Raw genomic sequence first — 26,425 nt, 5'->3', positions numbered from 1 at the left:
CTGGCTCGATCTTTTACTTTTACACTGCAGACCTTTGCTCTTTGTACTTGAATCTATTTCCCTAGCTGCAAAAGTGCTTACAGCTTCCGGGCGCTGGCTGATCCATAGCGAGCCTAGGCTATTCTTGGGACCATAGAGGCGACGGCATGAACCTGCGTTTTGTAGAGGCGTTTTACTGGGTAGCATCGCTCAAGAGCGTGACCCGCGCTGCCGAGAAGCTGTTTCTCACGCAGTCCGCCATGTCTAGCCGCATTTCCACCCTGGAAGACGAACTGGGCGTGCTGTTACTGGACCGCACTGACAAGCAGTTTCGCCTGACCGCTGCGGGCGCGCGCTTCTTGGTATTTGCCGAGAAGCTGTTGGCCTTGCAGCGGGACGCGAAGGCGGAAATGGGTGCGGGCACCACGGTTGCGGTGGCGATGCGTATTGGGGCCATCGAGTCGGTGCTGCATTCCTGGCTGATTCCCTGGCTGGAGAAGCTGCGTGCCGACCACCCCGGTCTGGAGCTGGAGCTGACGGTGGAAACCACGCCCATCCTGACCGACCAGATCCACCGTGGCACGCTGGATTTGGTGTTTGCCGCATTTCCGGCTACGGCCGATGGTGTACGCAATTACGTGCTGCCGTCGATGGAAATGGTGTTCGTGGGCAATCCTAGCCTGCACAAAAAGAAAAATTATCGCCTGGATGAGCTGGCGGATATGGAGCTTTTGACCTTCCAAAGAGGGTCGCAACCGCACACGACGCTGCTGGATATGTTCCGCCAGCGCCGCATGGAACCCAAAAAGGTGCATGCGATTTCCTCGATTTCGGCCATGGTGCAGCTGGTGCAGGGGGGCTTCGGCGTGGCTTTGTTGCCGCGCATTGCGGCCCAGCGCCTGACCGGTTTCGCCAAGCTCAAAGTGCTGGACAGTGACGCGCCGTTAAAGGCTTTGCCTATTTATGCAAGCTACCGGTCCGACCCGACCAGTTCCACTGTGGACGCGTTGGTGAAGTCGGCGGTGGAGTTTGCTGGGGGCTCCATGCCGCAGAAGAGGCGCACCAAAAGGGGTGTGGCTAAGCCCTAAAAGGGGGCTGAAATAGTGCGCTAGGGTAAACACGTAGCATCGGAAAAATCGATGAACTAAGTAAAAAATTTCTTGTTTGATTTGATTGAACCAGCGCAGCACACTTCGCCGCAATTCATCTGGTTGTCATGTTTCACGAGGAATTCAAAATGCAAGTTTCATGGAAAGTCCGCATTGCCGCTGCCCTGACGGGGGCTGGCATTGCCATGGGGGCACAGGCCCAGCAAGAGGTCAAAATCGGCGTGATCTACCCCCTCACCGGGCCAGGGGCTGCCGTGGGTGGAGAGCTGCGCAACGCGCTGGAGCTGGCGGCCGACATCGTCAACAACGGCGCACCGGGCGTGCCCGATTTACCGTTCTCCGCCGGCAAGGGGTTGCCCAACCTGAAGGGCGCCAAGATCAAGCTGGTGTTTGCCGACCACCAGGCCAATCCGCAGGTTGGCGCATCCGAGGCCGAGCGCTTGATCACGCAGGAGAAAGTCGTGGCCTTGGTCGGTGCCTACAACAGCGCAGTGACGGCCACGGCCAGCCAGGTCGCGGAGCGCGCGGGCATTCCCTTTCTGAACCCCGAGTCGTCATCGACTTCGCTTACGCAGCGCAACTTCAAGTGGTTCTTTCGCATTACGCCGAATGACGACTTGTTTGTACACAACGCCTTTGAATTCCTGAAGGAGCTGGAAGCCAAAAAGGGCATCAAGCCGGGCGTGGTGGCATCGCTGAATGAAAACGGGCTGTGGGGCACCGAGACCACCAAACTCCAGACCAAGCTGGCGGGCGAATACAAGCTCAACCTGGCCAAGCAGATTGCCTATCCGGCCAAGACCACGCAGCTGACTTCGGAGGTGCAAACCCTCAAGGCGGCCAACCCGAACTTGGTGCTGCAGTCGTCCTATACCGCCGACGCCATCCTGTCGATGAAGACTTATAAGGAGCTTGGTTTTCTGCCCGACATGATTCTGGCCAACAACGCTGGCTTTACCGATACCGACTTTGTGAAGACCCTGGGCAAGGATGCTGACTATGTCATCACCCGCGAGGTCTGGGCGCTCGACCTAGCAGCGCGCAATCCGCTGATCAAGCAAGTCAACGACCTGTACAACAGCCGCTACAAGGTGAATTTCACCGGTAATTCTTCGCGTACCTTCACCGGATTGTTGGTGATGGCCGACGCCATCAACCGAGCGGGCTCAACCGAACCCGACGCCATACGCAAGGCGCTGGCGGCGACCGATATCCCTGGCGGCAAGTTGATCATGCCTTGGAAGGGCGTGAAGTTCGATGCCACTGGGCAGAACGTACTGGGACAGGGCATCCTGGCGCAGATCATCGACGGCAAGTACAACACGGTGTGGCCATTCACCCTGGCATCGCGCGAGGTGGTGTGGCCCATGCCCAAGTGGGATCAACGCAAATAAGTCTTCTTTTCTTATTCAGCGTTGAAAGAAAAATATGACCACGGAAATTCTGCTACAGACGCTCGCCTCGGGCGTGCTGATCGGACTGATCTATGCGCTGGTGGCGATTGGCTTGACGATGATTTTTGGCGTCATGGATATCGTTAACTTTGCACACGGCGAGTTCCTCATGCTCGGCATGTACTCGACCTTCTGGCTGTTCTCGCTGTACGCACTGGACCCGATGATCACCCTACCTCTAACGGTGATCATGCTGTTTGCGTTTGGCATACTGTTGTACAAGCTGGTGATCGTGCGCATCATCAACGCACCCATGCTGTCGCAAATCTTCACCACCTTCGGCATCATGATCCTGCTGCGCGGCGTGGCCCAGTTTCTCTGGAAGCCCGACTTCCGCTCGATCGAGAACTCGGCCGTTAGCGGCTCGGTCAAGCTGCTGGGCCTGCAGTTGGGCAGGCCACAGCTGGTGGCGGGGCTGGGCGCGATCGTGGTGACCGGTCTGGTCTACTTCTTTCTGAACCGCACCCGTCTGGGCGCAGCGCTGGAGGCTACGGCGTCCGACAAGGAAGCTGCGCGCCTGATGGGCATCGACTCGCACAAGATGTTTGCGCTGGCCTGGGGCATTGGTGCGGCCTGTGCAGGGGCGGCGGGCGGCCTGCTGGCAACCTTCTTCCCGATCTTCCCTGACGTAGGCGCCAGCTTCATTCTGTTGGCATTCGTGGTGGTGAACCTGGGCGGCTTCGGCAGCGTGTCGGGCGCCTTCTGGGCCGGCATTCTGGTGGGGGTGATCGAGGTCATGGGCGGGCTCCTGCTCGGCCCGCAGTACAAGACCGCCATCGTGCTGGTGCTGTTTCTGGGCGTACTGATGTTCCGCCCACAAGGCCTGATGGGCAAGAAGGCATAAAGCACATGAAATACATTCTTCTTTCTGCCGTCTTGGCCGCCGCCGCGCTGGTCTTGCCTTCGGTGGTCGATGCCTCGCATCTGAATACCTTGATCCTGGTACTGATGGCTGCGCAGGCAGGCGTGGCCTGGAACATGGTCGGCGGCTACGCCGGCCAGGTATCGTTGGGCCATGCAGCTTTCTACGGGTTGGGGGCTTACACCTCGACGGTGCTGCTGATCAACTTCGGGGTCAATCCTTGGCTCGGCGTATTGGCCGGTGGGTTGGTGGCCGCACTGTTGAGTCTGGCTTTCGGCTGGTCGTGCTTCCGCCTCAAGGGCCACTACTTTGCGATGGCCACCATTGCTGTTGCCGAGCTGGTGCAAATATTCTTTACTGAGTGGGAATTCGGCGGTGGCGCCGTGGGCCTGTATGTACCCATGGACAAGCAGGGTCTCTTGTGGATGAACTTCGCCACCAAGTTGCCCTACTACTGGCTGGCGTTGGGGCTGCTGTTGCTGACACTGGCGGCCAACTGGTGGATAGAGCGCAGCTACCTGGGCTACTACTTCCGCGCCATCAAGGACGAGCCGGATGCCGCGCGCAGCATCGGCATCAACATCGCCCGCTACAAGCAGGTGGCCTTGTCAGTCAGCGCGTTCTTCACTGCGCTGGGCGGCAGCTTGTACGCCCAGAAAGAGCTGTACATCGACCCTGGCTCGGTGCTGAGCACGGCGCTGTCGATCAAGATGGCTCTGGTGTCCATTCTGGGTGGTGTCGGTACCTTGTTAGGTCCGGTGGTCGGTGCGGTGATCTTGATCGGTATCGAAGAGTTCTCGCGCATCCTGTTTGGCGGCAGCGGGCGCGGTACCGACGTGATCATCTACGCCAGCCTGATCATCTTTGTGGCGGTGTTTTACCCCACGGGCATCCTCGGCTGGTGGACCAGCTTCAAAGAGCGCCGCGCCGCACGGGCCGACGCATCCCGCCAGATCGCCGCCCATGCGGCCACGGCACAACCTACCGGCAAGGAGGCCGTATGAGCTTGCTGGAAGTCAAGCAGGTGAGCAAGCGCTTCGGCGGGCTCACCGCCAACCAGGACGTATCGTTCAGCGTGGATGCGGGCACCGTGGTCGGCCTGATCGGCCCCAACGGTGCAGGCAAGACCACCATGTTCAACTGCGTGGCCGGCTACTACGTGCCCAGCGCGGGAAGCATCCAGCTGGATGGCCACAGTATCGGTGGCCTGCCGCCCGAGGCCTGCGCCCGGGCCGGCGTGGCACGCACTTTCCAGGTGGCGCGCACCTTCACCAGCATGACGGCCTGCGAGAACGTGATGGCGGCCGCCATGCTGCTGCAGCACGACGTGGCCAAGGCGCGCACAGCGGCCATGGGCTGGCTGGCGTTTGCCAATCTCCAGCGTTTTGCCGACAAGCCGGCCGCCAGCATGACCATCAGCGAGCAGCGCCGCCTGGCCGTGGCCCGGGCGCTGGCCATCGAGCCGAAGATCCTGCTGATGGACGAGGTGATGGCGGGCTTGAACCCGTCCGAAGTGCGCGAGGCCGTCGACGTGGTGCTGAAGATCCGCGACCGCGGCATCGCCTGTCTGATCGTCGAACATGTGCTGGAAGGCATCATGCCGATTGCCGACAAGATCGTGGTGCTGGACCGGGGCGTGAAGATCGCCGAAGGCACGCCGCAGCAGGTGTCCAACGACCCTGCGGTGCTGACCGCCTACCTGGGAGACTGAGATGCTAGAAATCACCAATCTGAAAGTCTGCTACGACGACGTTCTGGCCATCTCCGATGTCAGCCTGAAGGTCGAGCCCGGCAAGATCGTTGCCATGGTCGGCGGCAACGGCAACGGCAAGTCCACCACCTTACGGGCTGTAGCGGGCTTGAACGCCGCGGCCGCTGGCAGTATCAGTTTCAACGGCCAGGCCATCCACCGCATGCCGGCGCACAAGCGCGTGCCCCTGGGCTTGTCGCTGGTGCCCGAGGGCCGGCGCCTGTTCCCCGGGCTGACGGTGCTGCGCAACCTGGAGCTGGGCGCCTTCACCCGGCTGGACAAGCACGAGGTGAAGAGCGGCATCGCGGAAATGCTGGACCTGTTCCCCATCCTCAAGGAGCGTGCCACGCAGCTGGCCGGCACCATGAGCGGCGGCGAACAGCAGATGCTGGCCATCGCCCGCGGTCTGATGGCCCGCCCCAAGCTGCTGATGCTGGACGAGCCATCCTGGGGCATCGCTCCCAAGTTCGTGACCAAGGTACTGGACGTGATCCAGCAGGTCAACCAGACCGGCGTATCCATCCTGCTGGTGGAGCAAAACTTGCAGAAGGCCCTGGGCATTGCCCACTACGGCTACGTGATCCAGACCGGCCGCATCGTGATGCAGGGCACGGGCCAGGAGCTGTTGAACGACGAGCGCGTCAAGAAGGCCTACCTCGGGCTTTGAACACCATTCATTTCATTCTCAAGACAGCCATGAACACCCCATTTAACACTCCTTCCGAGCTGCGGCTGGCGGGCCGCAGCGGCCAATTCACGCACCCCACCGCGGGCTGTGCACCCGGATTCATTCAGGCCAATATGATGATCGTGCCGCAGGCTCAGGCCTTCGACTTCTTGCTGTTCTGCCAGCGCAATCCCAAGCCTTGCCCTCTGGTGGAAGTGCTGCAGCCAGGCCAGATGGAGCCGCTGTGCGCCCCTGGGGCGAACCTCGCTACCGACCTGCCCGGCTATCGCGTGTACCGGGACGGCGAATTTGTCGAAGAGCGCACTGATATCGCGGCGTTGTGGCAGGACGATTTCGTTACCTTCCTAATCGGCTGCAGCTTCTCCTTCGAGTCGGCGGTCATGCAGGCGGGCATACCGCTCAGGCATGTGGAGCAGGGGTGCAATGTGACCATGTTCCGTACCAACATGGCTTGTGCGCCGGCCGGCGTATTTCAGGGGCCTATGGTGGTGAGCATGCGGCCCATTAAGAGCCGCGATGTGGCCAAGGTGGTCGAGGTGTCGGGACGTTTTCCGTTGGCCCATGGCACGCCGGTGCATGTAGGCAATCCACATACCATTGGCATTGCCGATCTGTCGAAGCCGGACTATGGCGATGCGGTTGAGATATTGCCTGACGAAACACCGGTGTTCTGGGCCTGCGGCGTCACACCTCAGGCCGTGGCCCAGTCCAGCCGTCTGTCGCTATGCATCACCCACGCGCCGGGCAAGATGTTCGTTACCGACATTCTCGGTTGAGCGCCAGCACATACATCCGTCCTCCTCTTTTACCGATGGAACCCGTATGAAACATGTCTGGGTCGCCGCCGCATGCGCTCTTGCTGCCAGCTGCTGCAGCTTGGCGCAGGCGCAAACGACGTGGAAGCTGGCCTCTGGCTACCGCGCGGACTCGTTCCAGACGCAGAATCTGGCCCAGTTCGCCCGCGACGTGGAGCTGGTCAGTCAGCACCAGCTGAAGGTGGTGCTGACGCCGGATGGACGTCTGTTCAAGCTGGGCGAAATACGTCAGGCCGTGGAAGACGGTCGTGCCCAGGTCGGTGAAACCATCATGACCGGTATGGTGCAGGATATTCCGCTGACTGGGGCCGACGCGGTTCCGTTCGTGGTCGGCTCCTACCAGGACGCACGACGCTTGTGGCAGCTGCAGCGCCCGGTGCTGAGCGCCAAGCTGGCGAAACGTGGCTTGACCGTGCTGTACGCCGTGCCTTGGCCGCCCCAGGGTCTGTATACCAATCGGCCGCTCCGGTCGCTGGGCGACTTGCGCGGCATGAAGATGCGCACCTATAACCAGACCACGCAGCGTATCGCCGAGATGGTGGGGGCCCAAGCAGTGGAACTGCCCATGGCGGAGGTGGGTCAGGCCGTGCAGGACGGCCGGGTGGACACCATGATTACTTCGGCCGTGACAGGGGTGGAGAACAAGGTGTGGGGCGGCATGCGCTACTACTATGACATCCATGCTTGGTATCCGAAGAACCTGGTGTTTGTAAACACCAAGAGCTACAACGCCTTGTCGCCCGAGCTGCAGTCCCAGCTGCTCAAGGCTGCGGCCGCAGCTGAGCGTCGGGGCTGGGCCCTGAGTGAGGCCGAGGCCCATAGAGCCGCGCAGACGCTGCAAGCCAACGGTATGAGGCTGGACCGCCTGTCGGTCGAAATTGAACGTGACTTGCAGCGCATGGGCGAGCGATTTTCCCGGGAATGGGTGCACGCCATCGGCCATGAGGCAAGCGCCATCTTTGTGCCGTATTACTTCAACTGAACTCTGCGTATGAAAAAACCTGCTGACGCTATTGCCGCATACCTGCGCGCCAAAGATGGCAACCGCCCCCATCTGCTCGCAGCGGCCTTTGTGGAGGACGCGATGCTGACCATGGATGTTCAGACTTCGGGCATGGCCTTTCCCTTGGTGACACGGGGGTGCGATGCCATTGCCGACGTGCTGGTGCGCAGCTTCGCGCAACGCTACGAAAACGTCTACACAGTGTGCCTGGGGCAGGCCCCTGGCGGCTACTGCAGCAGCTTTCACTGTGACTGGCTTGTGGCAATGACTGAAAAGGACAGTCGTGCAGTACGCGTGGGCTGCGGCCGCTACGACTGGCGATTTGGTCCTGCCACGCAGTTGGTGGACAGCCTGTTGATCACTATTGAGAGCATGCAGTCCTTGCCCGCGCATATGCAGCGGCCGGTTCTGGACTGGGTGGCTGGCCTGCCGCACCCCTGGTGTTCCGCCTCCCAGGTCTTGGGCGGCGCGCCGGGTTTGGACGAATTGAGTCCTGTGTTCGCATTTATTGGGAGGGAACGCGTTTCCTTGGCCCATTGAGAGCCGCCCTGCAATGGGCTGATTGTGTACGTTTAACTTTTGATTGAAATAACCATGCAAGACAATATTTCCAAACCGGGCGGCGACCGTTGGCAATTCTGGATCGATCGCGGTGGCACGTTCACCGACATTGTGGCCAAGCGCCCCGACGGCTCGTTGACCACCCACAAGCTGCTCAGCGAAAACCCCGAGCAGTACAGGGACGCGGCCGTGGCCGGCATCCGCCACCTGCTGGGCCTGCAGCCTGGCGAGCCGGTGACGCCGGAGCGGGTGGAGTGCGTGAAGATGGGCACCACCGTGGCCACCAATGCGCTGCTGGAGCGCCGCGGCGAGCCGACTCTGCTGGTCACCACCCGCGGCTTCCGCGACGCACTGCGCATCGCCTACCAGAACCGGCCGCGCCTGTTCGACCGCAACATCGTGCTGCCCGAGCTGCTGTACAGCGCGGTGATCGAAGCCCATGAGCGCGTCGGCGCCCAGGGCGAGCTGGTCGAGGCTCTGGACGAGGTGCTATTGAAACAGGAGCTGCTGGCGCAATATGCAAAAGGGCTGCGCAGCGTTGCGATCGTATTCATGCACGGCTACCGCTTCACCCTGCACGAGCAGGCGGCCAAGCACATCGCGGCCGAGATCGGCTTCACCCAGATCAGCACCTCGCACGAAACCAGCCCCATGATGAAGTTCGTCAGCCGCGGCGATACCACGGTGGTCGATGCCTATCTGTCGCCCATCCTGCGCCGCTATGTGGAGCAGGTGGCGTACGAGATGCCGGGCGTGAAGCTGTTCTTCATGCAGTCCTCGGGCGGGCTGACCGATGCGAACGTGTTCCAGGGCAAGGACGCGATCCTCAGCGGCCCGGCCGGCGGCATCGTCGGCATGGCGCGCACCGCCGCGATTGCCGGGCATGAGTGGGTGATCGGCTTTGACATGGGCGGCACCAGCACCGATGTCAGCCACTACGCCGGCGCCTTCGAGCGTGAGTTTGAAACCCAGGTGGCCGGCGTGCGCATGCGCGCGCCGATGATGAGTATCCACACGGTAGCGGCCGGCGGCGGCTCGCTGCTGAAGTTCGACGGCGAGCGCTTTCGCGTCGGCCCGCAGAGCGCGGGCGCCAATCCCGGCCCAGCCAGTTACCGGCGCGGCGGCACGCTGGCGGTGACCGATGCGAATGTGATGCTGGGCAAGGTGCAGCCGCGCTACTTCCCCAAGGTGTTTGGCCCGAACGCCAATGAGGCGCTGAGTCTGCATGCGGTGCAGGCCCAGTTCGCCGTGCTGGCCGACCAGACCGGCCGGCAGTCCGAGGAAGTGGCCGAGGGCTTCATCGACATCGCCGTGCAGCAGATGGCCAATGCCATCAAGAAGATATCCGTGGCGCGCGGCTATGACGTGACGCGCTACACCCTGCAGTGCTTTGGCGGCGCCGGCGGCCAGCATGCGTGTTTGGTGGCCGACGCGCTGGGCATGACCAAGGTCTTCGTGCATCCGCTGGCCGGCGTGCTCAGCGCCTACGGCATGGGCCTGGCCGACCAGAACGTGATCCGCGAGCAGGCTGTGGAGCTGGCGCTGGACGAATCGAACCTGCTCAGTATCACCGCCCGGCTCGAAGTGCTGGCCGGCGCCGCCGAGGCCGAGCTGCAGCGCCAGCAGGTCAGCGCTGGCGCCATCGCCACGCAGCGCCGCGTGCATGTGCGCTATGACGGCAGCGACACCGCCTTGATAGTGGCCTTCGGCTCGGTGGCGCAGATACAGGCCGGCTTTGAAGAGGCCTACCGCCAGCGCTTCGCCTTCCTGATGCAGGGCAAGTCCCTGGTGGTGGAAGCCGTGTCGGTGGAATCCGTGGTGGCCGGCGACGCACCGGCCGAACCCCGCCACACCGTGCACGACCCGCGCCCCGTACCGAGTCGCGAGACGGTGCGTATGTACTCGGGCGGCCAGTGGCACGGCGCACTGCTGGTGGTGCGCGAAGACCTGCGGCCCGGCGACCAGATACCCGGCCCGGCCATCATCGCCGAGAAGAACGCCACCACCGTGGTCGAGCCCGGCTGGACCGCCACTGTGACGGTGTTTGACCACTTGACGCTGGAGCGGACTGCACAGCGTGCTATTAAATTCGCAGCAGGTACCACGGTGGACCCGGTGCTGCTGGAGGTGTTTAACAACTTGTTCATGAACATCGCCGAGCAGATGGGCCTGCAGCTGCAGAACACCGCCTACTCGGTGAACATCAAGGAGCGGCTGGACTTCAGCTGCGCGCTGTTCGACGCCGATGGCAACCTGATCGCCAACGCGCCGCACATGCCGGTGCACCTGGGATCCATGGGCGAAAGCATCAAGACCGTGATGCGCGAGAACGCCGGCAGCATGCAGCCCGGCGATGTGTATGCGCTGAACGACCCCTACCACGGCGGCACGCACCTGCCGGATGTGACGGTGATCACCCCGGTGTATCTGGACGGCAAAGTGGCCTTCTATGTGGGCAGCCGCGGCCACCATGCCGACATCGGTGGCACCACGCCGGGCTCGATGCCGCCGTTCTCCACCCGCATCGAGGAAGAGGGCGTGCAGATCAATAACTTCAAGCTGGTCGACGGCGGCGTGTTGCGCGAAGCCGAGATGGTGGCGCTGCTGCAAAGCGGCGAATTCCCCAGCCGCAATCCGGCACAGAACCTGGCCGATATGCGCGCCCAGATCGCCGCCAACGAGAAAGGCGTGCAAGAGCTGCGCCGCATGGTCGAACAGTACAGCCTGCCCGTGGTGCAGGCCTATATGCGCCATGTGCAGGACAACGCCGAAGAATCCGTGCGCCGCGTGATCTCGCGCCTGAAGGATGGCCAGTTCAGCCTGCCGCTGGACAACGGTGCGCAGATCCAGGTGGCGATCCGCGTCGATGCCGCGAATCGCAGCGCCGAGGTGGACTTCACCGGCACCAGCCCGCAGCAGACCAACAACTTCAACGCACCCACGGCCGTGTGCATGGCGGCCGTGCTCTATGTGTTCCGTACCCTGGTGGACGACGATATTCCGCTGAACGCTGGCTGCCTGAAGCCGCTGAACGTGATCATCCCGCCCGGCTCGATGCTGAACCCGAACCCGCCGGCCTCCGTGGTGGCGGGCAATGTGGAGACCTCGACCTGCATCACCAATGCGCTGTTCGGCGCGCTGGGTGTGCTGGCTGGCGGGCAGTGCACCATGAACAACTTCACCTTCGGCAATGCGCAGCACCAGTACTACGAAACCATCAGCGGCGGCAGCGGTGCGGGCGAGGGTTTCGACGGCACCAGCGTGGTCCAGACGCACATGACCAATTCGCGCCTCACCGACCCCGAGGTGTTCGAGTTCCGCTTCCCGGTGCGGCTGAACAGCTTCGAGATCCAGCCGGGCTCGGGCGGCGCCGGCCGCTGGCAGGGCGGCAACGGCGGTGTGCGCCGGGTCCAGTTTCTGGAACCCATGACGGCCAGCATCCTCAGCAACGGCCGGGTCCACGGCGCCTTCGGCATGGCCGGCGGCCAGCCCGGCCAGGTGGGGCTGAACCGGGTGGTGCGCGCCGATGGCCGGGTCGAGGAACTCGGCCACATCGGCCAGGCAGAGATGGCGCAGGGCGATGTGTTCGAGATCCACACGCCGGGCGGCGGTGGGTTTGGGGCCGTGTGAGGGTGCCGCTATGCTGCCCTGGGGCTGTGCGAGCTCCGGGCTGGCAGCGGCAGGTGCTGGCGGCACGCCATGCTTGCAGGGTTCTCCGTGGGGGCCACCATCCCGCTGGGCAACCACACCATCCTGGCGTCGTACATCCACAAGGACGACAAGACCGAGTTCAACCAGGACGCTTCGCAGTGGGCGCTGGGCTACCGCTATGCCTTGTCCACGCGTACTGATCTGTATGCATCGTTTGCCAAGATCAGCAACAAGAACGGCGCTGCCTACACCGTGGGCAGCGCGATCGAAGCTGGTTCCGGCAACAAGGCCGTGAGTCTGGGCATATGCCACGCGTTTTAAGCGCGGGTGGATTTTGTGATGCTGGATGCTGGGCTATGTCCTTCATCCAGCCCCGTCCTAGTGTGCACATTTTGGAAGATCCCATGAACTTCAAACTCACATTCCGGCAGCGCATTGCTGCACTGGCCATCATCGCTATCGCGGGTCTGGCCGCATTGACCTTGGCCCAGGCTATTTCCGCCGGGCGCGACGCGGCCCAAAGCCGTCGTGATCTGTTGCAGGCGTCGGTCGAGTCGGTCTACCAGATTGCTGCTGCCTACCAAGCCAAGGCGGAGAGTGGCGGCATGGACAAAGCCCAGGCCCAGGCTGCTGCAATCAGTGCCATCCGCGAAGCCCGTTTTGGCGGGGCCGACGGCAAGCGCGAATACTTCTACATCTGGGCCATGGAGGGTGTCAACGTGATGCACCCCTTCAAGCCCGAATGGGCCGGCAAGCAGCGGTCCGAGGCGGTGAAGGACGGCACTGGCGCAATGATTGTGGTGAACATGATCCGGGCTTCCCGTGCCGCTCCGGATGGGCGGGCTTTTGTGGATACCAACTTTCCCCGGCCGGGCGGTACCGAGCCGGTGCCCAAGCTGCAGTATGTGATGCAGCTCAAGGGCTGGGACTGGATGATCGGTTCCGGCCTCTACATGGACGATATCCAGAGCGTGGTGCGCCAGCAGATCGTGGGTTCGGTGCTGCTGGGGGCTCTGGTGATTGCGCTGGTGGGGGCGGTCGCCTGGTGGGTGAACCGGTCTGTGCAGGTGCAGCTGGGGGGAGATCCCGCAGAGGGCCAGTGGGCCATGGCACGGATAGCGAAGGGGGATTTGTCGGTGTCGTTACGGCATGCACCCGAGGGCAGCCTCTTGCACAGCCTGGAGGGTATGGTGGCCTCCCTACGAACTTTGGTGGGGGGCATTCGCTTGTCGACCGACAGCATCTCCACCGCCAGCAGCGAGATTGCCTCGGGCAACCTCGACCTGAGCCAGCGTACCGAGCACACGGCCAGCAATTTGCAGCAGGCGGCGGCGTCGCTGGAGCAATTGACCGCGACGGTGCAGAACTCTGCCGATGCGGCCCAGCGAGCCAACCAACTGGCCACCACGGCGGCCCACGTGGCGACGCGTGGCGGCGTGGTGGTGGCCGAAGTGGTAACCACCATGGACGAAATCAATCGCAGTTCGCAAAAGATTGCCGACATCATCGGTGTGATCGATGGCATTGCATTTCAAACCAACATCCTGGCGTTGAATGCTGCGGTCGAAGCCGCCCGGGCGGGAGAGCAGGGTCGCGGCTTTGCGGTGGTGGCCAGCGAGGTGCGCAACCTGGCCCAACGTTCGGCCCAGGCTGCCAAGGAGATCAAGACCCTGATTGGCGCATCGGTGGAGCGCGTGGACTCTGGCATGCGCCTGGTGGGCGATGCCGGCCGCACCATGGGCGAGATCGTGGGCTCGGTACACAGTGTGTCTGCCATCATTGGCGACATCACTAGTGCCAGCTCGCAGCAGTCGGCGGGAATCGCCGAGGTGAATGCGTCAGTCACTGAGCTAGACCATATGACTCAACAGAACGCGACCCTGGTGGAGCAAAGCGCAGCGGCGGCCGACGCTCTGAAGGAACAGACTATGCATCTAGCGGCCGCACTGGCAACCTTCCAGCTGTAGTCGGTGAATTCGCGCACGATACAGTAACAGGTATATTCAAGCGCGGTGTTGGGTGGATACCTTCCTCGTGCCCGTCAATGGGAAAAGCTTCCGCAATGTGATTTGGCTATCTATAGACATGTGTCAAAAGTATAGCGTCTTGCAACAGTCGTGGCCGATGCGACCCAGCAAGAACCAGACGCTCATGCGGGCCCTGGCCACTGAGATCACAAAGCCCGACGTTTGGCTCTGCAAATGAGCCAGGAGGACTTGGCTGGGCGCTGTGATTTGGAGTGGCCGTACATCTCGCTCATCGAGGCGGCCTGCAAGCAACCGATCATCAGCGTGTTGCTCAGACTCGCGGAAGGGCTGGACTACAGCCTGCAGGAGTTCATGAAGCGGAATGAGGTGGAGAGCCGGGTCAAAGAGCAGGGTAGCGCTCCGCCGCCCATCCGTACGCGTAGAAGTCGGTCAGGTCTTTGAGGGAAACAGGTGGAAATTAGTGCTTCATGCGCATGTGTCACTGGACCCATAACTCTTCCGCGTCGGAACGCTTATGTTTCCTTTTTGGGGGAACACGCATGCTTTCTTCGACTTGCGGTTGAATTGACGGGTTTTTAGGTATTCAATGTGCTATTCGCAGCGTTGGAATGAGAAAGGCCATCATATTTGATGGCGTAGGGTATGAGCATGCGGCTCACTTATGGTGACCCGCGACACGGGTATGCTTCCATGGTATCTGCGTTGGCTCTACAAGAGCGCACAACGCCATCGCACTTACATTTACGTGCTGCTGGTCATCCGAGTTACAGATAGCGAAGCTTGCTGTTCGCACTGGAAATGTCAGTCCTGAGCACGCCACACTTGATGGCAACGGTCGGCAGCGCACTTGCGGCGTAGAGCACAGCGTACTCGCCCTCGTGGCCAACCGGAGGGGCAACGCGAAGATTCCGACGAGTTGTCAGTAGTGGCTCCCACCGGTTGGAGAAACCGTCTCACGAGCGTCTCGGCGTTCGGATTGGACGCTCTATATTTAGGTCATGAGCCCGGCCGAGTTCGTACGCCGATAAGGGTTCGATCGCTGGCGAGGCGGGAGTTATTGGTGTGGGGTTGTGCTGCGTGCTTGCCCAAGTAGCCTTATTTTCGGGCGCGGCCGAAAGGAAATGCCGGATGAGAGTTGTCAAGGCGTCGTCATTTCACTGGACAGCGGTTGCACGAACTACCGCCTCCAATCTTAAGTCTTCGGGTCAATGGCAGACAGATAGAGAGCCATACGCGTGTCATGGTGCGACTCCTGGCGTTCGTGTATGAAAACCTCGTTTCTCCGTCATGCGAGCATTTGACGTCGTGATATTGATATCTCGACCGACGTGCAGCTCGGGATACACTGGGCCTAGTGTTCCAGCTGATGCCCTGAGATCTCGCCATGGCCGAGCAAGCGCATCAGATCCGCAGCCACCCGAGAAAACCGCATGCATCGCGCCGCCTGGCCTCCACTGACAAATAACTGAATGCACATGGCTGTCGTTGCCGCATTTCACTGAAGTGCGCGCGACCCAGCCTGCTGCATGCCTGCTGGACTGTGCTCCCGCAGGCACTTTTGTCTCGTTCATATTCCTCCGATTTATCACATCGGACCGATTGAGGCATCCTGTTATTTATCTTGGATACCTACATGCAGTTAATAAATACCCTGGTGGCGCATACCATCCCGTGGATCCCGCGCGCACTCGTTCAAAAAATCTCCCGACGTTACATCGCTGGTGACGACCTCGCCCAGGCGGTGGTGCGCATCCACCAGCTCAATGCACAAGGCTTCAGCGTCACGGTCGATGTACTTGGCGAGACCGTCTCCACCTTGCAGCAAGCCGACAACACCGCCTGCGAATACCAGCACTTGCTGGAAGCAATTCACGATCACGGGTTAGACGCCACCATTTCCGTGAAGCCAACCGCACTGGGCTTGCTATTGGACAAGCCAGCGTGTGAGCGGAGGCTGACGCACATCGTGGAATCCGCCGCGCACCACCGGACTGCCGTTTGCATCGATATGGAAGATGTCAGTTGCACCCAGATGGAAATCGACCTGTTCTCGCAAATCAAAGCGCGTTACAGCAATGTCAGCTTGGCTCTGCAAGCCTACTTGCGGCGCACCTACCAAGACATCGAGCTACTGCTGCGCCACGGAAATAGCCTACGCATATGTAAAGGCATTTATCTGGAGGAGCGATCACACCTGGTGGACGAGGCTTTACGCGACAGAAGTGCCATCAATCCGCATTTCCTGGCCCACGTCACGCGCTGCTTTGACACGGGCGTCTTCGTGGGGGCCGCCACGCACGATGCCGTTCTGGTGGAGCAGATCGTCGCCCTGGCACGCGGCAGGGGCATAGATTCCGCGAAGTTCGAGTTTCAGATGCTGCTCGGTGTGTGTGAACCCTTGCGTGACAGGTTGCTGGGCATGGGTTTCCAGGTGCGTATTTATGTGCCCTATGGGAAGGACTGGTACGGCTACAGTACTCGGCGGATGAAGGAGAACCCGCGCATCGCCGGGCATGTGGCTCGAGCCGTGTTCGGTGTCTGACGTGTAGCGTGGGCTATCGCCGCGTTGCGTCGTCCTATTCTTGACTACGCAGCGCGCGATCAGAATCTCAAGAGGCGTCGGCGCCCTTGTGGCCTGGTTTGAAAATCGCGAGCGGGAAATTGGGGTGTGATGGAGGCCAATCTGGCTGGACCAGCGGTGACGGATTGAATCACAAGGAAAACAACATGCTATTAACTGATATCGCCGTCGAGCACACGCTGGCGTCCCAAAAGGGAGGACATCGTGGGACGCTCTTGGTGCATCCCTTTACGAATACACAACGAGATACTCTTGGTAAATTTGAGATCGTTCGTAGTATCCGTGAGCAAGGGGTTAAAGAAGTGAAATACTCAACATTTGTGTCATTTCAGCATTTGGCGGAGTTGTACGCGAAAGGTGTACTCGACGAATTCGGGTTTTCCGCTCGTATGTGCGCTGCTGATGGCAAGTACCCTGCTACTAATCCTGTAAAAAAAATACTCCCAACCAGTATTAGGCCTGGCTCATCGTTCGACCTGGCGGTTCAAGGTGTAGATGTGTCAAAACCAGCAAACCGCGAATTGAGAACAGCGTTGCTTCGCACTCACATAAAGCTTTAAGGGCAGCCGCATGTAGCGAATATCTCGGAAACCATCGGTGTTGCGAGGACGCAACCGCTGTACCCGATGGCGGCCAAGGCAGCCAGGAAATTCGACACACCTGCCGTCCGGAATGAGCAACCCTGCTCCAGGTTGAGAGCCGGGATATGGAGTGCGACAGTTACGATTTCACCAGCAAATCATCCGGAGTCTTGCCACCTGCCAATGCGGCATTGAACCAGTTCGGCCGCTTACCGTGTCCGGTCCAGGCGTTGCCGGCTTCGTTCCGGTATTTGATAACGCCCTTTGACTTGGTCTGCTTGCCGGCGGCTGTGCGGGCGGACGCGCCTGTGCTGGCTTTGCTCTTGCGCTTACGGCTTTGCCCATGGCCGTTGATGGACGCAATCTTGCCCTATGCCTGGGACAGAAACGACCCTTGATTCCAATGCGAGTGAACGCTACGCTGGATGCATTTGCAGGAGCCTCGTGCTATGTCCATCAATCGCTCTCACTACCCCGGTGTGCCAGACGACTTTCCCATCCAAGCTACGCCCTCGGGCTTGGCCGGTGCACAGCCAAAGATGGATTTGGTGGAGGAAGACGGTAAATACTATGCCCTGGGTACTTCGCCAGCGGAGGTGCTTGAGGTTTTCCAGATGTGCGACGACTTGGTTGATCAGATGGGCGCGTACTGCACACGCAAGTTGCCTGTTTTCCAGGACAACCACGCACAGGTTATGGCGGCGGCATTCCAAGGGTTGCTGGACAAGCATGGGTGCACGGCGGAACAGTCCGTGTGGATCATGCTGGAGACTGCGCGGCGCTTGGGTTGGGACGTGCCACCTGAGACTTGCAGTGTGAAATAGTGGGGGCGAAATGGTCGGCTCTGACAAATACAGCGTGCTTGGCGTCATCCGCAGCAGCGTTGGCGCGCGCCAACGAAATCTGAGTCACTGACCCCTATCTTGTTCGCAAGTTCCAACAGGATGGGTATGTACGATGGAAGGGCGAAGATACGTCGCGACGATCGATTGGGCTGGGGGCGAATATCCATCGCAGTGGGTCACCATTGAATCCATGGCTCCCAAGATTTGCAGGATCTTGCAGGTCGCCCCATCCGGCTACTGGCGATACGCAGCGCAGCAGCTGGATGCCACGCTGCTGAGCCGGTGCGCCAAGCGCGATGCAGAGCTGAAGCCGCACATCGTACGTGTCTGGCAGGCCAACTAGCAGGTTCCGCTGCCGAAAATCTCCCCCATGCAAGAAAGCGGGGTACGCTCCGCCACAATGAGCGGTCACGACCATGAATCCTATGCAATCCACGAAATTTTCCCTCCTACCTCTTGTATTTGCCATAGCCGCAGGCACCCTGGTGCCCAGCTTGGCGACTTTTGCAGCTGATCGCCCAGCAGCCAAGCCTGCTGCGCACAAAAAGCCCGCAGACGAGGTGCCAGCCCCAGCGCCGTTGGCCGGGCAATCAGCGGTTGCCGGTGGCGCGCCGGCCATCCCCGCCAAGGCATGGCTGCTGATGGACTTCGACTCCGGAGAGGTACTTGCCTCAGCCAACCCCGACGAACCGTTGCCGCCAGCGTCACTGACCAAGATGATGACCAGCTTCCTGGTTGAGCAGGCCCTTCGTTCGGGCAAACTTAAAAAGGAGGAGCTCGTTTCGGTCAGCGAGAGCGCTTGGTGCCGCGGTTCGAGCACCGAGTCGTGCATGTACCTGCCGCTGAACAGCCAGGCCACGGTGATGGACATCCTGCGTGGCATCGTCATCCAGTCGGGTAACGACGCCTCCAAGGCGATCGCCGAACACATGGCGGGCTCCGAAGAGGGCTTCGCCAAACTTATGAATGCCGAAGCCAAGCGCCTTGGGATGGCGAACACGAATTTCGTGAACCCCACAGGCTTGCCCGACCCGGCGCACAAGTCGTCTGCCCGCGATCTCGCCATCCTCGCGCGTGCAATCATCCGTGACAGCGCCGATTACTACCCGATTTACGCCGAACGCGAGTTCAAGTACAACGGCATCAAGCAAGGCAACCGCAACGCCTTGCTCTACACCGACCCCACTGTGGATGGACTGAAGACGGGCCACACCGAGGAAGCAGGCTACTGCCTGGTCACCTCAAGCAAGCGCAACGACATGCGCCTCATCACGGTCATCCTCAACACCAACAGCGCAAAGGCGCGTGCCGATGAGACCCGCACGCTGCTGGGCTGGGGATTCAGCCACTTCGAGAAGGCCACCCCCATTCAGCCGAACGCCGTGGTCACTAATGCCAAGCTCAGGTTTGGCAAGGCCGACACCGTCGCCGCAGGCCTGGGATCGCCATGGACGTTGACCGTCCCGCGCGGTCAAAAATTGCAGACCTCGGTGCAGGTAAAGCCTGACCTGGAGGCGCCGGTCGCCAAGGGTGCCGTGATCGGCAAGGTGATCGCCGAATCGAACGGCAAGCCGATTGGTGAAACTCCGCTAATTGCACAGGTGGATGTGGAGCGCGCGGGCTTCATGCTGCGCATGTGGCAGCACTTGGTCAAGTAACTCGGGAGTGCCCCGATGGGGCTTCAGCCAAGACGACGGACACACAGGTGTGCGTCGGACCGGTGACCAGCAGGTTATCGAGTTGGGCGGCTAGGAGTAAGAGTGATTGCATCGAGGTGCTGCTGCACGGAGCTGTTGGCCGGACAATGCGGTCTGCGGGGGTTTCTTCGGGCGGCTGAAGACGGAGCTGTTCCACCCTCGGGACTGGCAGGCGACAACCATTGAGCAGTTCATTCAGATCGTTGACGCCTACATCTACTGGTATAACGAAAAGCGTATCAAGATCTCTCTTGGCTCACTCAATCCCCTCGAATATCGAGCGAACCTCGGACTTACGACATAAACCAGTCTCAGTTTTTATCCACACCCCCTTGCGGGTCAGGTTTGCGTGGAAATTAACAGACAGGATGCTGGAAGCCGCCACAGCAGCGTACCGAATGGTTTGCTCAGGGTTACAGCCGCCACGTTCTTGCTCTGCCGTTGCACCACTGTATTGACCCAGATTCAGGTCTCGAGCTCTGTTCGGACGTGTGTACCCGCTTCATAAATAACCGAGCGCTCTTTGTGAATGAGCAGGGGGCGTAAGTTCACGTACTTCCACTCTCGAATGTGAAGAACCTCACGGGAGTGAGCAATATTGTGGAGACATACGGATTCGTCACAAAAAGTAACGAAATGGACTCGACAATCCTTTTATGTCGCCAGCATGCTAGCGACCGATCTATCCCACTTTTATGAGATTGAAAACGCTTCTGCGCGTGCCTGTACGCCACTGTGCTATGACCCCTTAATGAGTTCAATATTCGGTTTTTTGGAAAGGCTAGTACCGCCTTCAATCACAGCTGCCAGCGCTGAGCGCATCCCTCCCGCATCTTTGCGGCTATTGGCGGATGGCCTTAGCACCGACGACATCACCAAGATTGGGGTCTTCCTGCGCATTGGCAAGGAAACGCTCAAGTACGACTGGAAGCTGGTGTTCGCAGGCAATGCAGAACTACTGTGCACAGGAAAAAGTAGCCTCGATATGCAGTCCAGCGCCGAAGCAATGGTAGTTCGCGTAATTAACTCTACCGACAATCAAGCCTCTGGAGGCACGCTAACCCGACCGCTTCAATACGAACCTGTTCTCGACGTCTTACGTGCGGTGGAGCGCCGCATTTCTGCCGCGCTGCCTGTGCAATCCCTGGCTATACCCCAAGCCAGTTACAAGCTTCGCCGCTGGCCTTCCAACGCCCTTTTGCAAAAGCAGGAGCACTACCGACGGCTGGCTACTTTTTTGTCGGCCAAGCACATCACTTTGGACAACTTGACGCTCTTGAGCAATGTGAAGCGGGCGGAATGCGAAACATTTATACAAGTGCTCGACGAGGTCGGCATATTGGACGTAAAGCCCTGCGCTGAGACAGCCATCATTGTGCAAAGTGCTCCCCGGCCATCGAGTCCTGACGCGGACACACGACGTGGCTTATTCGGGAAAATTCGCCATTATTTAGGCCTGCATCGAGTATGACCAAAGACCACAAAATTGTCTTTACTGGCACTCCCGGTGCGGGAAAGACTACCGCTATTGCGGCATTAAGTGATTCGCCCCCCGTAGTCACCGATGTACAAAACACTGACTCCAGTCTGAATAAAAGCACCACTACCGTGGGCCTAGACTTCGGTTACTTCAGTTTGGGAGACGGGCATGGCGTACGCCTTTTTGGCACCCCCGGACAAAAACGCTTTGAATTCATGTGGCGCATTCTGGCAACGGATGCACTCGGCCTAGTAATACTGATTGATAACTCTCAACCCGATTCCTTAGCCGATTGCGCTGACTATCTGGACGTTTATGCGGAGTTGCTGCCACAAATGAACTGTGTGCTAGGCGTCGGACGCACCTTGGAAAATCCACACCCCACACTGGACGACTACAGTGAATTGCTTGCGACTCGTGAACTGGTGTTCCCGGTACTTGCCGTAGACGTACGACAACGTGACGATGTCTTGCAGTTGGTTGATGCCATATTGGCACAGGCAGAGACACGCGCATAACCCCCCAGCCTAACATGTCTCCCTCGATTAAATTTCACGCCCAAACCGTATCCGAAACGCTGCTATCCGAGATGAGTGGATCGCATGCGGTAGTTATCGCCACTGTTGACGGATTCGACTTGGCGCATGCAGGACAGCGCCGTGTAGATCCCGCACGTTTGGCAGCCATAGTTAGCTCACTGGTTGCCCTTGGCAATGCCGCCAGCAACGAAACAGCTATCGGTACACCCCAATGCCTGGTGATTGAGTCCAGCGAAGGCCGCTTGGTGGCTCGTTGCATGTACGTAAAAGGGGACGCACTCATCGTGGTGTGGTTGACCGATAAAACCGTACTGCTGGGAATGGTCTGGAATCGCATTGCTGCCGCAGAAAAAATGCTCAATCAGCTAACGTAAAAAACGCCTCTTTCGATATTCACAAAAATATGCCCACCCTGCAATCCGGCATGGTGCGTCCTTGGGCCGCACCGAAGCGATTGCCAATTAACTCTTTACCAACCACCACACCCCAACAAGGAAGTAAAAATGGCCAATATCAAACAATCTTTGGATGAACTGTTAACCGTTGATGGTGCAATGTGCGCTGCCGTGGTGGACTCCAGCAGTGGCATGATGCTGGGATCAGCTGGGTCGGGAGTTGATCTGGAAATCGCAGCTGCTGGCAATACCGAAGTCATGCGGGCCAAACTCAAAACCATGCACATGCTGGGCTTGAGTGACACCATCGACGATATGCTCATCACACTTGGTAAGCAGTACCACATCCTTCGGCCTATGAGCAGCAAAGAAGGCATCTTTATTTACTTTGTGCTGGACAAAAGCAAATCCAATTTGGCAATGGCCCGGCGCAAGGCACAAGATGTCGAGCGCGAACTGACGATATAAATCTCACAGGAAATGAGGCGGTCTTGCAAAACATCCCATCGTGAAGTGTCACAAGGCTTATAGGAGCCTCGCATGGGGTGTTAGAGCTCTTTATGTTGGAGCCTTGACCGCCACGTGATGTTGGACATCCATTCGCTTTCGTCCTCAGCCCGAGTGCATGCCAACCCGCGATTGTGATCGACATCACGATCGCGGATTGGGAAATACCATCAGTACGTTTTTGTTAACGCACATCACGCTAAACAACACCGACATCCGCATTCTGCTAGTGTGCAAACGCGGGACACGGGCCTTCATGCAGGTAGGTGGCAAGATCGAGGCGCACGAGACGACACGTATGGCGCTGGCTCGGGAACTTGAGGAGGAATTGGAACGTGGGCAGGATGTCGCAGCGCCCAAATACTTGGGGCAGTATGTTTCGCCAGTCACGAACGAAACAGGGCATACCGTCGAAGCCGAGATTTTCTTCCTGCGATTGCAAACGGCGGTGTCACCGGCTGCCGAAATCGAGGCAGTCGTGTGGGTCGACCCTTTCAGTCCTTCAAATCTTTTGTTGGCACCTCTGACACGGTATTTCCTCTTACCAATTGCATCGTCACGTTCGCCGAAATCGGTTCTGACTCTTGGCACAAATTCGCACTAATGACCGCTGCCCTTTTAAAGATCCTACGCCCCTCCCGCAGTTTTGCGGTGCTGCAGGTAGTGTTCCTGTTTGCTTGCGTATTGGGCTACCTGGTGGTTAAGGACGCGGTCAATAAGACCATCGAGCAGCAAGCGCTGGCGATTGCCGAGATCGTGGCTAGCCAGGCTACTACGGCCCGTTCGGTCTATGCGCGGGACATTGCCGAAAAGCTGAAGAATGATGGTTTTGGTCCGAGCGTGGACTCTGCCACCATGCCCGGCCATGTGCCAATTCCGGCGCAGTTTCTCAAGCTTGTGGGGCGTGCCTCATCATTGCAAGCCGACAAACTCTATGAATACAAGCCCGTCAGCCGATGGAACCTTGAGCTCTCACAGGGACTGACCGACGAGTTCCTGCGCTGGGCTTGGCCGCAGCTGGAACAGCAAGACCAGCCCAAGCCGCTGGCTCCCATTGCATGGAAAGCTGTGTCGCGCTTTGAGGTGCAGAACGGGCAAAGAGTGTTGCGCTATCTGTCGGCAGACCCGGCCTCCCAGGTATCGTGTGTCGCTTGCCATAACGGCTACGAGAAGACGCCCACGATCCTGGCGCTGCGTCTGTCCCAGGGTGTGGAGCCCGGAAAACAGTGGGCACAACACCAGTTGTTGGGCGCATTGTCGATCACCATCCCGCTGAACAAGGCAGAGCAGGTGGCGGGCAACGAAATCCGCCGTGGCACAGTATTCGTACTGGGCATCCTGGTGGCAAGCTTTATCGCCATCGCCTGGTTTAACTGGCGGCTGACCCGGCAGCGCATCAGCCTGCGTGAAACCGAAACCCAACTGGCGCGTTCTGAACTGGAAATGCGCTCAGCCAACACCATCATCGAGGCCAAGCGCGGGGTGGAGGATGCGCTGGCCGAACTGTCCACCTACATAAGGGCGATTGACCAGCACGCCGTCGTGTCGGTGGCCGATCTGACGGGCCGCATTGTGCAGGTCAACGACATGTTTGTGAAGCTCAGCGGCTACAGCCGCGAGGAACTGCTGGGCCAGGACCATCGCATCGTCAATTCGGGCGCTCACCCTAGGGCCTTCTTCATGGAGCTGTGGAGCATGATCGCGCGCGGCGACATTTGGCGTGGGGTGATCTGCAACCGCGACAAATCGGGCCAGCTGTACTGGGTGGATTCGGCCATCGTGCCGCTAAAGGACCATGCCGGCGCGGTGATGCGTTACCTCTCGATCCGCATCGACGTCACCGAGCGCAAGCGTGCCGAGCAGGAAATGTTGCACGTGGCCACCCATGACGCGCTGACCGGTCTGGTCAACCGCAACCTGTTGCGCGAGCGCATCCGCCTGGCGCTGGAAGGCGAGCGGCGCAATCCGGCGTTGGCGGCGGTATTATTCATCGACCTGGATCAGTTCAAAGGCATTAACGACATGCTGGGTCACGACGTGGGTGACCAGCTGCTGGTCGAGGTGGCGCAGCGCCTGTTGGCCTGCGTGCGCTCGGACGACACGGTGGCGCGCCAGGGCGGCGACGAGTTCATCGTCTTTTTGCCGCGCATCAGCGAAGCCCAGGGTGCGGCTGTGTTAGCCGAGAAGCTGCTCGCCACACTGTCCAACGTCTTCCACATCGGTGGGCGCGAGCTGCACATCGGCTCCAGCATCGGCATCGCGGTATATCCCCACGACGGACAGGACGTGGAAACGCTGCTGAAGAACAGCGACACTGCCATGTACCAGGTGAAGGAAACCGGGCGCAATAACTACCTGTTCTTCACCCCCACCATGAACCAGATGGCCGGCGACCGTTACGCGTTGGGTGCAGACCTGCGCCGCGCCGCCGAGCGCAATGAGCTGCTGCTGCACTTCCAGCCCATTGTCGATATCGCCAGTGGCGAGATAGCGTCCATGGAGGTGCTGCTGCGCTGGAAGCACCCCCTGCGGGGACTGGTGTCGCCGCTGCAGTTCATCCCGCTGGCCGAGGCCACCGGCCTGATTGTTCCGATTGGCGAATGGGTGCTGCGCACCGCTTGTCTCCAGCTGCAGGAATGGACTGCGCGCGGTCTGCATGTGCCACGCATGGCGATCAATCTGTCGGCGATTCAGTTCCAGCAGAAAACCATTGTGGAAAGCATCCGCAGCATCGTGGCCGAGACCGGCACCGACCCGCGCAGCCTGGAGCTGGAGATCACCGAAGGTAGCCTGATGACGCAGAGCGATGGGGTGCTGGCCTCGCTGAAGCAGTTGACCGAGCTCGGTTTCGAGATTGCCATCGACGACTTCGGCACCGGCTACTCCAGCCTGAGCTACCTGAAGCGCTTCCCGATCGACACGCTGAAGATCGACCGTTCGTTTGTGATGGACATCACTCACGACCCTGACGATGACGCCATTGTTAAGGCCGTGATCGCCATGGGCCACAGTCTGAAAATGCGCGTGATTGCCGAGGGGGTAGAAACCCCCGAACAGTTGGCCTTCCTGCGCGCAGAGGGTTGCGACCAGTACCAGGGTTACCTGTTCAGCAAGCCGCTTCCGGCGCAGGAAATTGAGGGGCTTCTGCGTCGAGTGGAGAAGGGTTAATCGACCTATGACAGCGATGCTGGACTTAGAGCGGCTAACAGAACGGCAAAAGCCGTCGGACGCAGATGACACAACAAGCCAGGGAAAGCAAGGCCGTATGAATGTCGATGCGGCGCTCGAAGCGGGTACGTAGCTTGCCGAAGGCGGCCAGCCAAGCGTGTGTGCGCTCGACCACCCAGCGATGGCGCCCGAGCCGGTCATTGCGCTCAATACCTCTGCGGGCAATGCGGTCCTGGATACCACTGCGCTTGAGGTGCGCGCGGCACCGGGCGAAGTCGTAGCCCTTGTCCGCATGCAACTTGGCAGGCCAGCGACGCGGCTGACCTGGCGGTCCGTGATTAGGTAGCGCTTGCTGCCGAGTTTGCCCCGGTCCGTCGGGTTGGGGTCTGTGTGCGAGCCCCCCGGGGGCTGGGCACACTGGCGCCATCCATACAGGCGCGGCTGAAATCCAGTTGGTCTGCACCGCGCAGTTCGCCCAGCAACGCCAAGTGCAGACGGTGCCATACGCCAGCGGGCTGCCAGTCACGCAGTCGCCTCCAACAAGTCATGCTGCTGCTAAAGCCTAATTCCTGGGGCAGATGTTCCCAAGGTGTACCCGTACGCAGCACGAACAGAATGCCGTTCAAGGCTTGCTCGTCGCTCAGTCGAGGCCTCCCACCCTTGCGGGAGGCAACGGTTGCTGGCAGCAACGGCTCGATTCTTTTGTACAACGCCATGCTGATTTCTTTGTTTCTGTTCTTTCCCATGCCGCGTCAAACGCACGACGTGCATT

23 protein-coding genes and 4 pseudogenes are annotated in these 26,425 nt (G+C 59.9%); 25 read left to right on the top strand and 2 right to left on the bottom strand.

The features are described 5' to 3' along the window. Window positions 1-146 precede the first annotated feature (146 nt). The 15 genes and pseudogenes from AC07VY_RS15205 (at window position 147) to AC07VY_RS15135 (ending at window position 17,001) form a co-directional block, all read left to right on the top strand. Window positions 147-1,067 carry a LysR family transcriptional regulator gene (locus tag AC07VY_RS15205; protein ID WP_495097851.1) on the top strand — a complete coding sequence of 307 codons (921 nt, stop codon included), beginning with the start codon at window positions 147-149 and terminating at the stop codon, window positions 1,065-1,067. 149 nt (window positions 1,068-1,216) lie between these two features. Beyond that, a complete protein-coding gene (locus tag AC07VY_RS15200; protein WP_495097850.1) occupies window positions 1,217-2,482 on the top strand; it encodes an ABC transporter substrate-binding protein in 1,266 nt (421 codons plus the stop codon). A 34-nt stretch (window positions 2,483-2,516) separates the two neighbouring features. Further along, window positions 2,517-3,386 carry a branched-chain amino acid ABC transporter permease gene (locus tag AC07VY_RS15195; protein ID WP_495097849.1) on the top strand — a complete coding sequence of 290 codons (870 nt, stop codon included), beginning with the start codon at window positions 2,517-2,519 and terminating at the stop codon, window positions 3,384-3,386. 5 nt (window positions 3,387-3,391) lie between these two features. Beyond that, on the top strand, window positions 3,392-4,408 hold the full coding sequence (locus tag AC07VY_RS15190) for a branched-chain amino acid ABC transporter permease (RefSeq protein WP_495097848.1): 1,017 nt from the start codon (window positions 3,392-3,394) through the stop codon (window positions 4,406-4,408). Beyond that, window positions 4,405-5,115, top strand: a complete 711-nt coding sequence (locus tag AC07VY_RS15185) for an ABC transporter ATP-binding protein (RefSeq protein ID WP_495097847.1) — start codon at window positions 4,405-4,407, stop codon at window positions 5,113-5,115. Before AC07VY_RS15190 ends, AC07VY_RS15185 begins: the two co-directional genes overlap by 4 nt. Before the next feature lies 1 nt (window position 5,116). Beyond that, the gene (locus AC07VY_RS15180; protein WP_116604079.1) at window positions 5,117-5,821 is read left to right on the top strand and encodes an ABC transporter ATP-binding protein; all 705 of its coding nucleotides are present in this window, start codon (window positions 5,117-5,119) and stop codon (window positions 5,819-5,821) included. Between the two features lie 29 nt (window positions 5,822-5,850). Beyond that, window positions 5,851-6,618, top strand: coding sequence for a putative hydro-lyase (locus AC07VY_RS15175; protein WP_495097846.1), 768 nt, complete (start codon window positions 5,851-5,853; stop codon window positions 6,616-6,618). A 46-nt stretch (window positions 6,619-6,664) separates the two neighbouring features. Beyond that, the gene (locus AC07VY_RS15170) at window positions 6,665-7,639 is read left to right on the top strand and encodes a TRAP transporter substrate-binding protein (RefSeq protein ID WP_495097845.1); all 975 of its coding nucleotides are present in this window, start codon (window positions 6,665-6,667) and stop codon (window positions 7,637-7,639) included. Between the two features lie 9 nt (window positions 7,640-7,648). Further along, entirely contained in the window at window positions 7,649-8,200 is a 552-nt protein-coding gene (locus tag AC07VY_RS15165) for a hypothetical protein (RefSeq protein ID WP_495097844.1), read from the top strand. Window positions 8,201-8,254: 54 nt separating this feature from the next. After that, window positions 8,255-11,851, top strand: a complete 3,597-nt coding sequence (locus AC07VY_RS15160; protein WP_495097843.1) for a hydantoinase B/oxoprolinase family protein — start codon at window positions 8,255-8,257, stop codon at window positions 11,849-11,851. 87 nt (window positions 11,852-11,938) lie between these two features. Continuing rightward, window positions 11,939-12,193: pseudogene (locus tag AC07VY_RS15155) on the top strand (porin); the annotation flags it as partial. An 83-nt stretch (window positions 12,194-12,276) separates the two neighbouring features. Next, a complete protein-coding gene (locus AC07VY_RS15150; protein ID WP_495097842.1) occupies window positions 12,277-13,839 on the top strand; it encodes a methyl-accepting chemotaxis protein in 1,563 nt (520 codons plus the stop codon). A gap of 234 nt (window positions 13,840-14,073) precedes the next feature. After that, on the top strand, window positions 14,074-14,301 hold the full coding sequence (locus AC07VY_RS15145; RefSeq protein WP_495097841.1) for a helix-turn-helix domain-containing protein: 228 nt from the start codon (window positions 14,074-14,076) through the stop codon (window positions 14,299-14,301). 1,192 nt (window positions 14,302-15,493) lie between these two features. Further along, the gene (locus AC07VY_RS15140; RefSeq protein WP_495097840.1) at window positions 15,494-16,402 is read left to right on the top strand and encodes a proline dehydrogenase family protein; all 909 of its coding nucleotides are present in this window, start codon (window positions 15,494-15,496) and stop codon (window positions 16,400-16,402) included. A gap of 185 nt (window positions 16,403-16,587) precedes the next feature. Then, on the top strand, window positions 16,588-17,001 hold the full coding sequence (locus tag AC07VY_RS15135) for a hypothetical protein (protein ID WP_495097839.1): 414 nt from the start codon (window positions 16,588-16,590) through the stop codon (window positions 16,999-17,001). 160 nt (window positions 17,002-17,161) lie between these two features. Here the strand turns inward: AC07VY_RS15135 and AC07VY_RS15130 are convergent, their stop codons facing one another. After that, the gene (locus tag AC07VY_RS15130) at window positions 17,162-17,278 is read right to left on the bottom strand and encodes an H-NS histone family protein (protein ID WP_495097900.1); all 117 of its coding nucleotides are present in this window, start codon (window positions 17,276-17,278) and stop codon (window positions 17,162-17,164) included. A gap of 193 nt (window positions 17,279-17,471) precedes the next feature. On the opposite strand from AC07VY_RS15130, the gene AC07VY_RS15125 reads away from it, so the two are divergent. The 10 genes and pseudogenes from AC07VY_RS15125 (at window position 17,472) to AC07VY_RS15080 (ending at window position 25,653) form a co-directional block, all read left to right on the top strand. Continuing rightward, window positions 17,472-17,846, top strand: coding sequence for a hypothetical protein (locus AC07VY_RS15125; protein ID WP_495097838.1), 375 nt, complete (start codon window positions 17,472-17,474; stop codon window positions 17,844-17,846). Window positions 17,847-18,069: 223 nt separating this feature from the next. Further along, window positions 18,070-18,207 (top strand): annotated as a pseudogene (locus AC07VY_RS15120) (IS3 family transposase); the annotation flags it as partial. Window positions 18,208-18,292: 85 nt separating this feature from the next. Next, window positions 18,293-19,525 (top strand): D-alanyl-D-alanine carboxypeptidase family protein, encoded by a 1,233-nt coding sequence (locus AC07VY_RS15115; protein WP_495097837.1) that lies wholly within the window; start codon window positions 18,293-18,295, stop codon window positions 19,523-19,525. Window positions 19,526-19,658: 133 nt separating this feature from the next. Continuing rightward, a pseudogene (locus tag AC07VY_RS15110) lies at window positions 19,659-19,868 on the top strand (IS3 family transposase); the annotation flags it as partial. Window positions 19,869-20,231: 363 nt separating this feature from the next. Then, window positions 20,232-21,035 carry a hypothetical protein gene (locus AC07VY_RS15105; RefSeq protein ID WP_495097836.1) on the top strand — a complete coding sequence of 268 codons (804 nt, stop codon included), beginning with the start codon at window positions 20,232-20,234 and terminating at the stop codon, window positions 21,033-21,035. Next, on the top strand, window positions 21,032-21,562 hold the full coding sequence (locus AC07VY_RS15100) for a GTP-binding protein (RefSeq protein WP_495097835.1): 531 nt from the start codon (window positions 21,032-21,034) through the stop codon (window positions 21,560-21,562). Before AC07VY_RS15105 ends, AC07VY_RS15100 begins: the two co-directional genes overlap by 4 nt. A 14-nt stretch (window positions 21,563-21,576) precedes the next feature. Continuing rightward, complete coding sequence (locus tag AC07VY_RS15095; protein ID WP_495097834.1) at window positions 21,577-21,957, top strand: roadblock/LC7 domain-containing protein; 381 nt, start codon at window positions 21,577-21,579, stop codon at window positions 21,955-21,957. A 129-nt stretch (window positions 21,958-22,086) separates the two neighbouring features. After that, a complete protein-coding gene (locus AC07VY_RS15090) occupies window positions 22,087-22,446 on the top strand; it encodes a hypothetical protein (RefSeq protein ID WP_495097833.1) in 360 nt (119 codons plus the stop codon). 157 nt (window positions 22,447-22,603) lie between these two features. Beyond that, window positions 22,604-23,089, top strand: coding sequence for an NUDIX hydrolase (locus AC07VY_RS15085; RefSeq protein ID WP_495111384.1), 486 nt, complete (start codon window positions 22,604-22,606; stop codon window positions 23,087-23,089). Next, on the top strand, window positions 23,089-25,653 hold the full coding sequence (locus AC07VY_RS15080) for an EAL domain-containing protein (protein WP_495097831.1): 2,565 nt from the start codon (window positions 23,089-23,091) through the stop codon (window positions 25,651-25,653). The genes AC07VY_RS15085 and AC07VY_RS15080 overlap by 1 nt, the downstream gene beginning before the upstream one ends. A gap of 34 nt (window positions 25,654-25,687) precedes the next feature. Here the strand turns inward: AC07VY_RS15080 and AC07VY_RS15075 are convergent. Further along, window positions 25,688-26,399 (bottom strand): annotated as a pseudogene (locus AC07VY_RS15075) (transposase). Window positions 26,400-26,425 lie beyond the last annotated feature (26 nt).

Source organism: Rhodoferax sp. GW821-FHT02C08, assembly GCF_059421805.1.
This window is presented reverse-complemented; position numbering and strand designations above follow the sequence as displayed.

Excerpts from the sequence above, each read along its gene's own strand:
- AC07VY_RS15205 (WP_495097851.1), top strand. The coding sequence starts at position 147 with ATGAACCTGCGTTTTGTAGAGGCGTTTTACTGGGTAGCATCGCTCAAG.
- AC07VY_RS15200 (WP_495097850.1), top strand. The coding sequence starts at position 1,217 with ATGCAAGTTTCATGGAAAGTCCGCATTGCCGCTGCCCTGACGGGGGCT.
- AC07VY_RS15195 (WP_495097849.1), top strand. The coding sequence starts at position 2,517 with ATGACCACGGAAATTCTGCTACAGACGCTCGCCTCGGGCGTGCTGATC.
- AC07VY_RS15190 (WP_495097848.1), top strand. The coding sequence starts at position 3,392 with ATGAAATACATTCTTCTTTCTGCCGTCTTGGCCGCCGCCGCGCTGGTC.
- AC07VY_RS15185 (WP_495097847.1), top strand. The coding sequence starts at position 4,405 with ATGAGCTTGCTGGAAGTCAAGCAGGTGAGCAAGCGCTTCGGCGGGCTC.
- AC07VY_RS15180 (WP_116604079.1), top strand. The coding sequence starts at position 5,117 with ATGCTAGAAATCACCAATCTGAAAGTCTGCTACGACGACGTTCTGGCC.
- AC07VY_RS15175 (WP_495097846.1), top strand. The coding sequence starts at position 5,851 with ATGAACACCCCATTTAACACTCCTTCCGAGCTGCGGCTGGCGGGCCGC.
- AC07VY_RS15170 (WP_495097845.1), top strand. The coding sequence starts at position 6,665 with ATGAAACATGTCTGGGTCGCCGCCGCATGCGCTCTTGCTGCCAGCTGC.
- AC07VY_RS15165 (WP_495097844.1), top strand. The coding sequence starts at position 7,649 with ATGAAAAAACCTGCTGACGCTATTGCCGCATACCTGCGCGCCAAAGAT.
- AC07VY_RS15160 (WP_495097843.1), top strand. The coding sequence starts at position 8,255 with ATGCAAGACAATATTTCCAAACCGGGCGGCGACCGTTGGCAATTCTGG.
- AC07VY_RS15150 (WP_495097842.1), top strand. The coding sequence starts at position 12,277 with ATGAACTTCAAACTCACATTCCGGCAGCGCATTGCTGCACTGGCCATC.
- AC07VY_RS15145 (WP_495097841.1), top strand. The coding sequence starts at position 14,074 with ATGAGCCAGGAGGACTTGGCTGGGCGCTGTGATTTGGAGTGGCCGTAC.
- AC07VY_RS15140 (WP_495097840.1), top strand. The coding sequence starts at position 15,494 with ATGCAGTTAATAAATACCCTGGTGGCGCATACCATCCCGTGGATCCCG.
- AC07VY_RS15135 (WP_495097839.1), top strand. The coding sequence starts at position 16,588 with ATGCTATTAACTGATATCGCCGTCGAGCACACGCTGGCGTCCCAAAAG.
- AC07VY_RS15125 (WP_495097838.1), top strand. The coding sequence starts at position 17,472 with ATGTCCATCAATCGCTCTCACTACCCCGGTGTGCCAGACGACTTTCCC.
- AC07VY_RS15115 (WP_495097837.1), top strand. The coding sequence starts at position 18,293 with ATGCAATCCACGAAATTTTCCCTCCTACCTCTTGTATTTGCCATAGCC.
- AC07VY_RS15105 (WP_495097836.1), top strand. The coding sequence starts at position 20,232 with ATGCTAGCGACCGATCTATCCCACTTTTATGAGATTGAAAACGCTTCT.
- AC07VY_RS15100 (WP_495097835.1), top strand. The coding sequence starts at position 21,032 with ATGACCAAAGACCACAAAATTGTCTTTACTGGCACTCCCGGTGCGGGA.
- AC07VY_RS15095 (WP_495097834.1), top strand. The coding sequence starts at position 21,577 with ATGTCTCCCTCGATTAAATTTCACGCCCAAACCGTATCCGAAACGCTG.
- AC07VY_RS15090 (WP_495097833.1), top strand. The coding sequence starts at position 22,087 with ATGGCCAATATCAAACAATCTTTGGATGAACTGTTAACCGTTGATGGT.
- AC07VY_RS15085 (WP_495111384.1), top strand. The coding sequence starts at position 22,604 with ATGCCAACCCGCGATTGTGATCGACATCACGATCGCGGATTGGGAAAT.
- AC07VY_RS15080 (WP_495097831.1), top strand. The coding sequence starts at position 23,089 with ATGACCGCTGCCCTTTTAAAGATCCTACGCCCCTCCCGCAGTTTTGCG.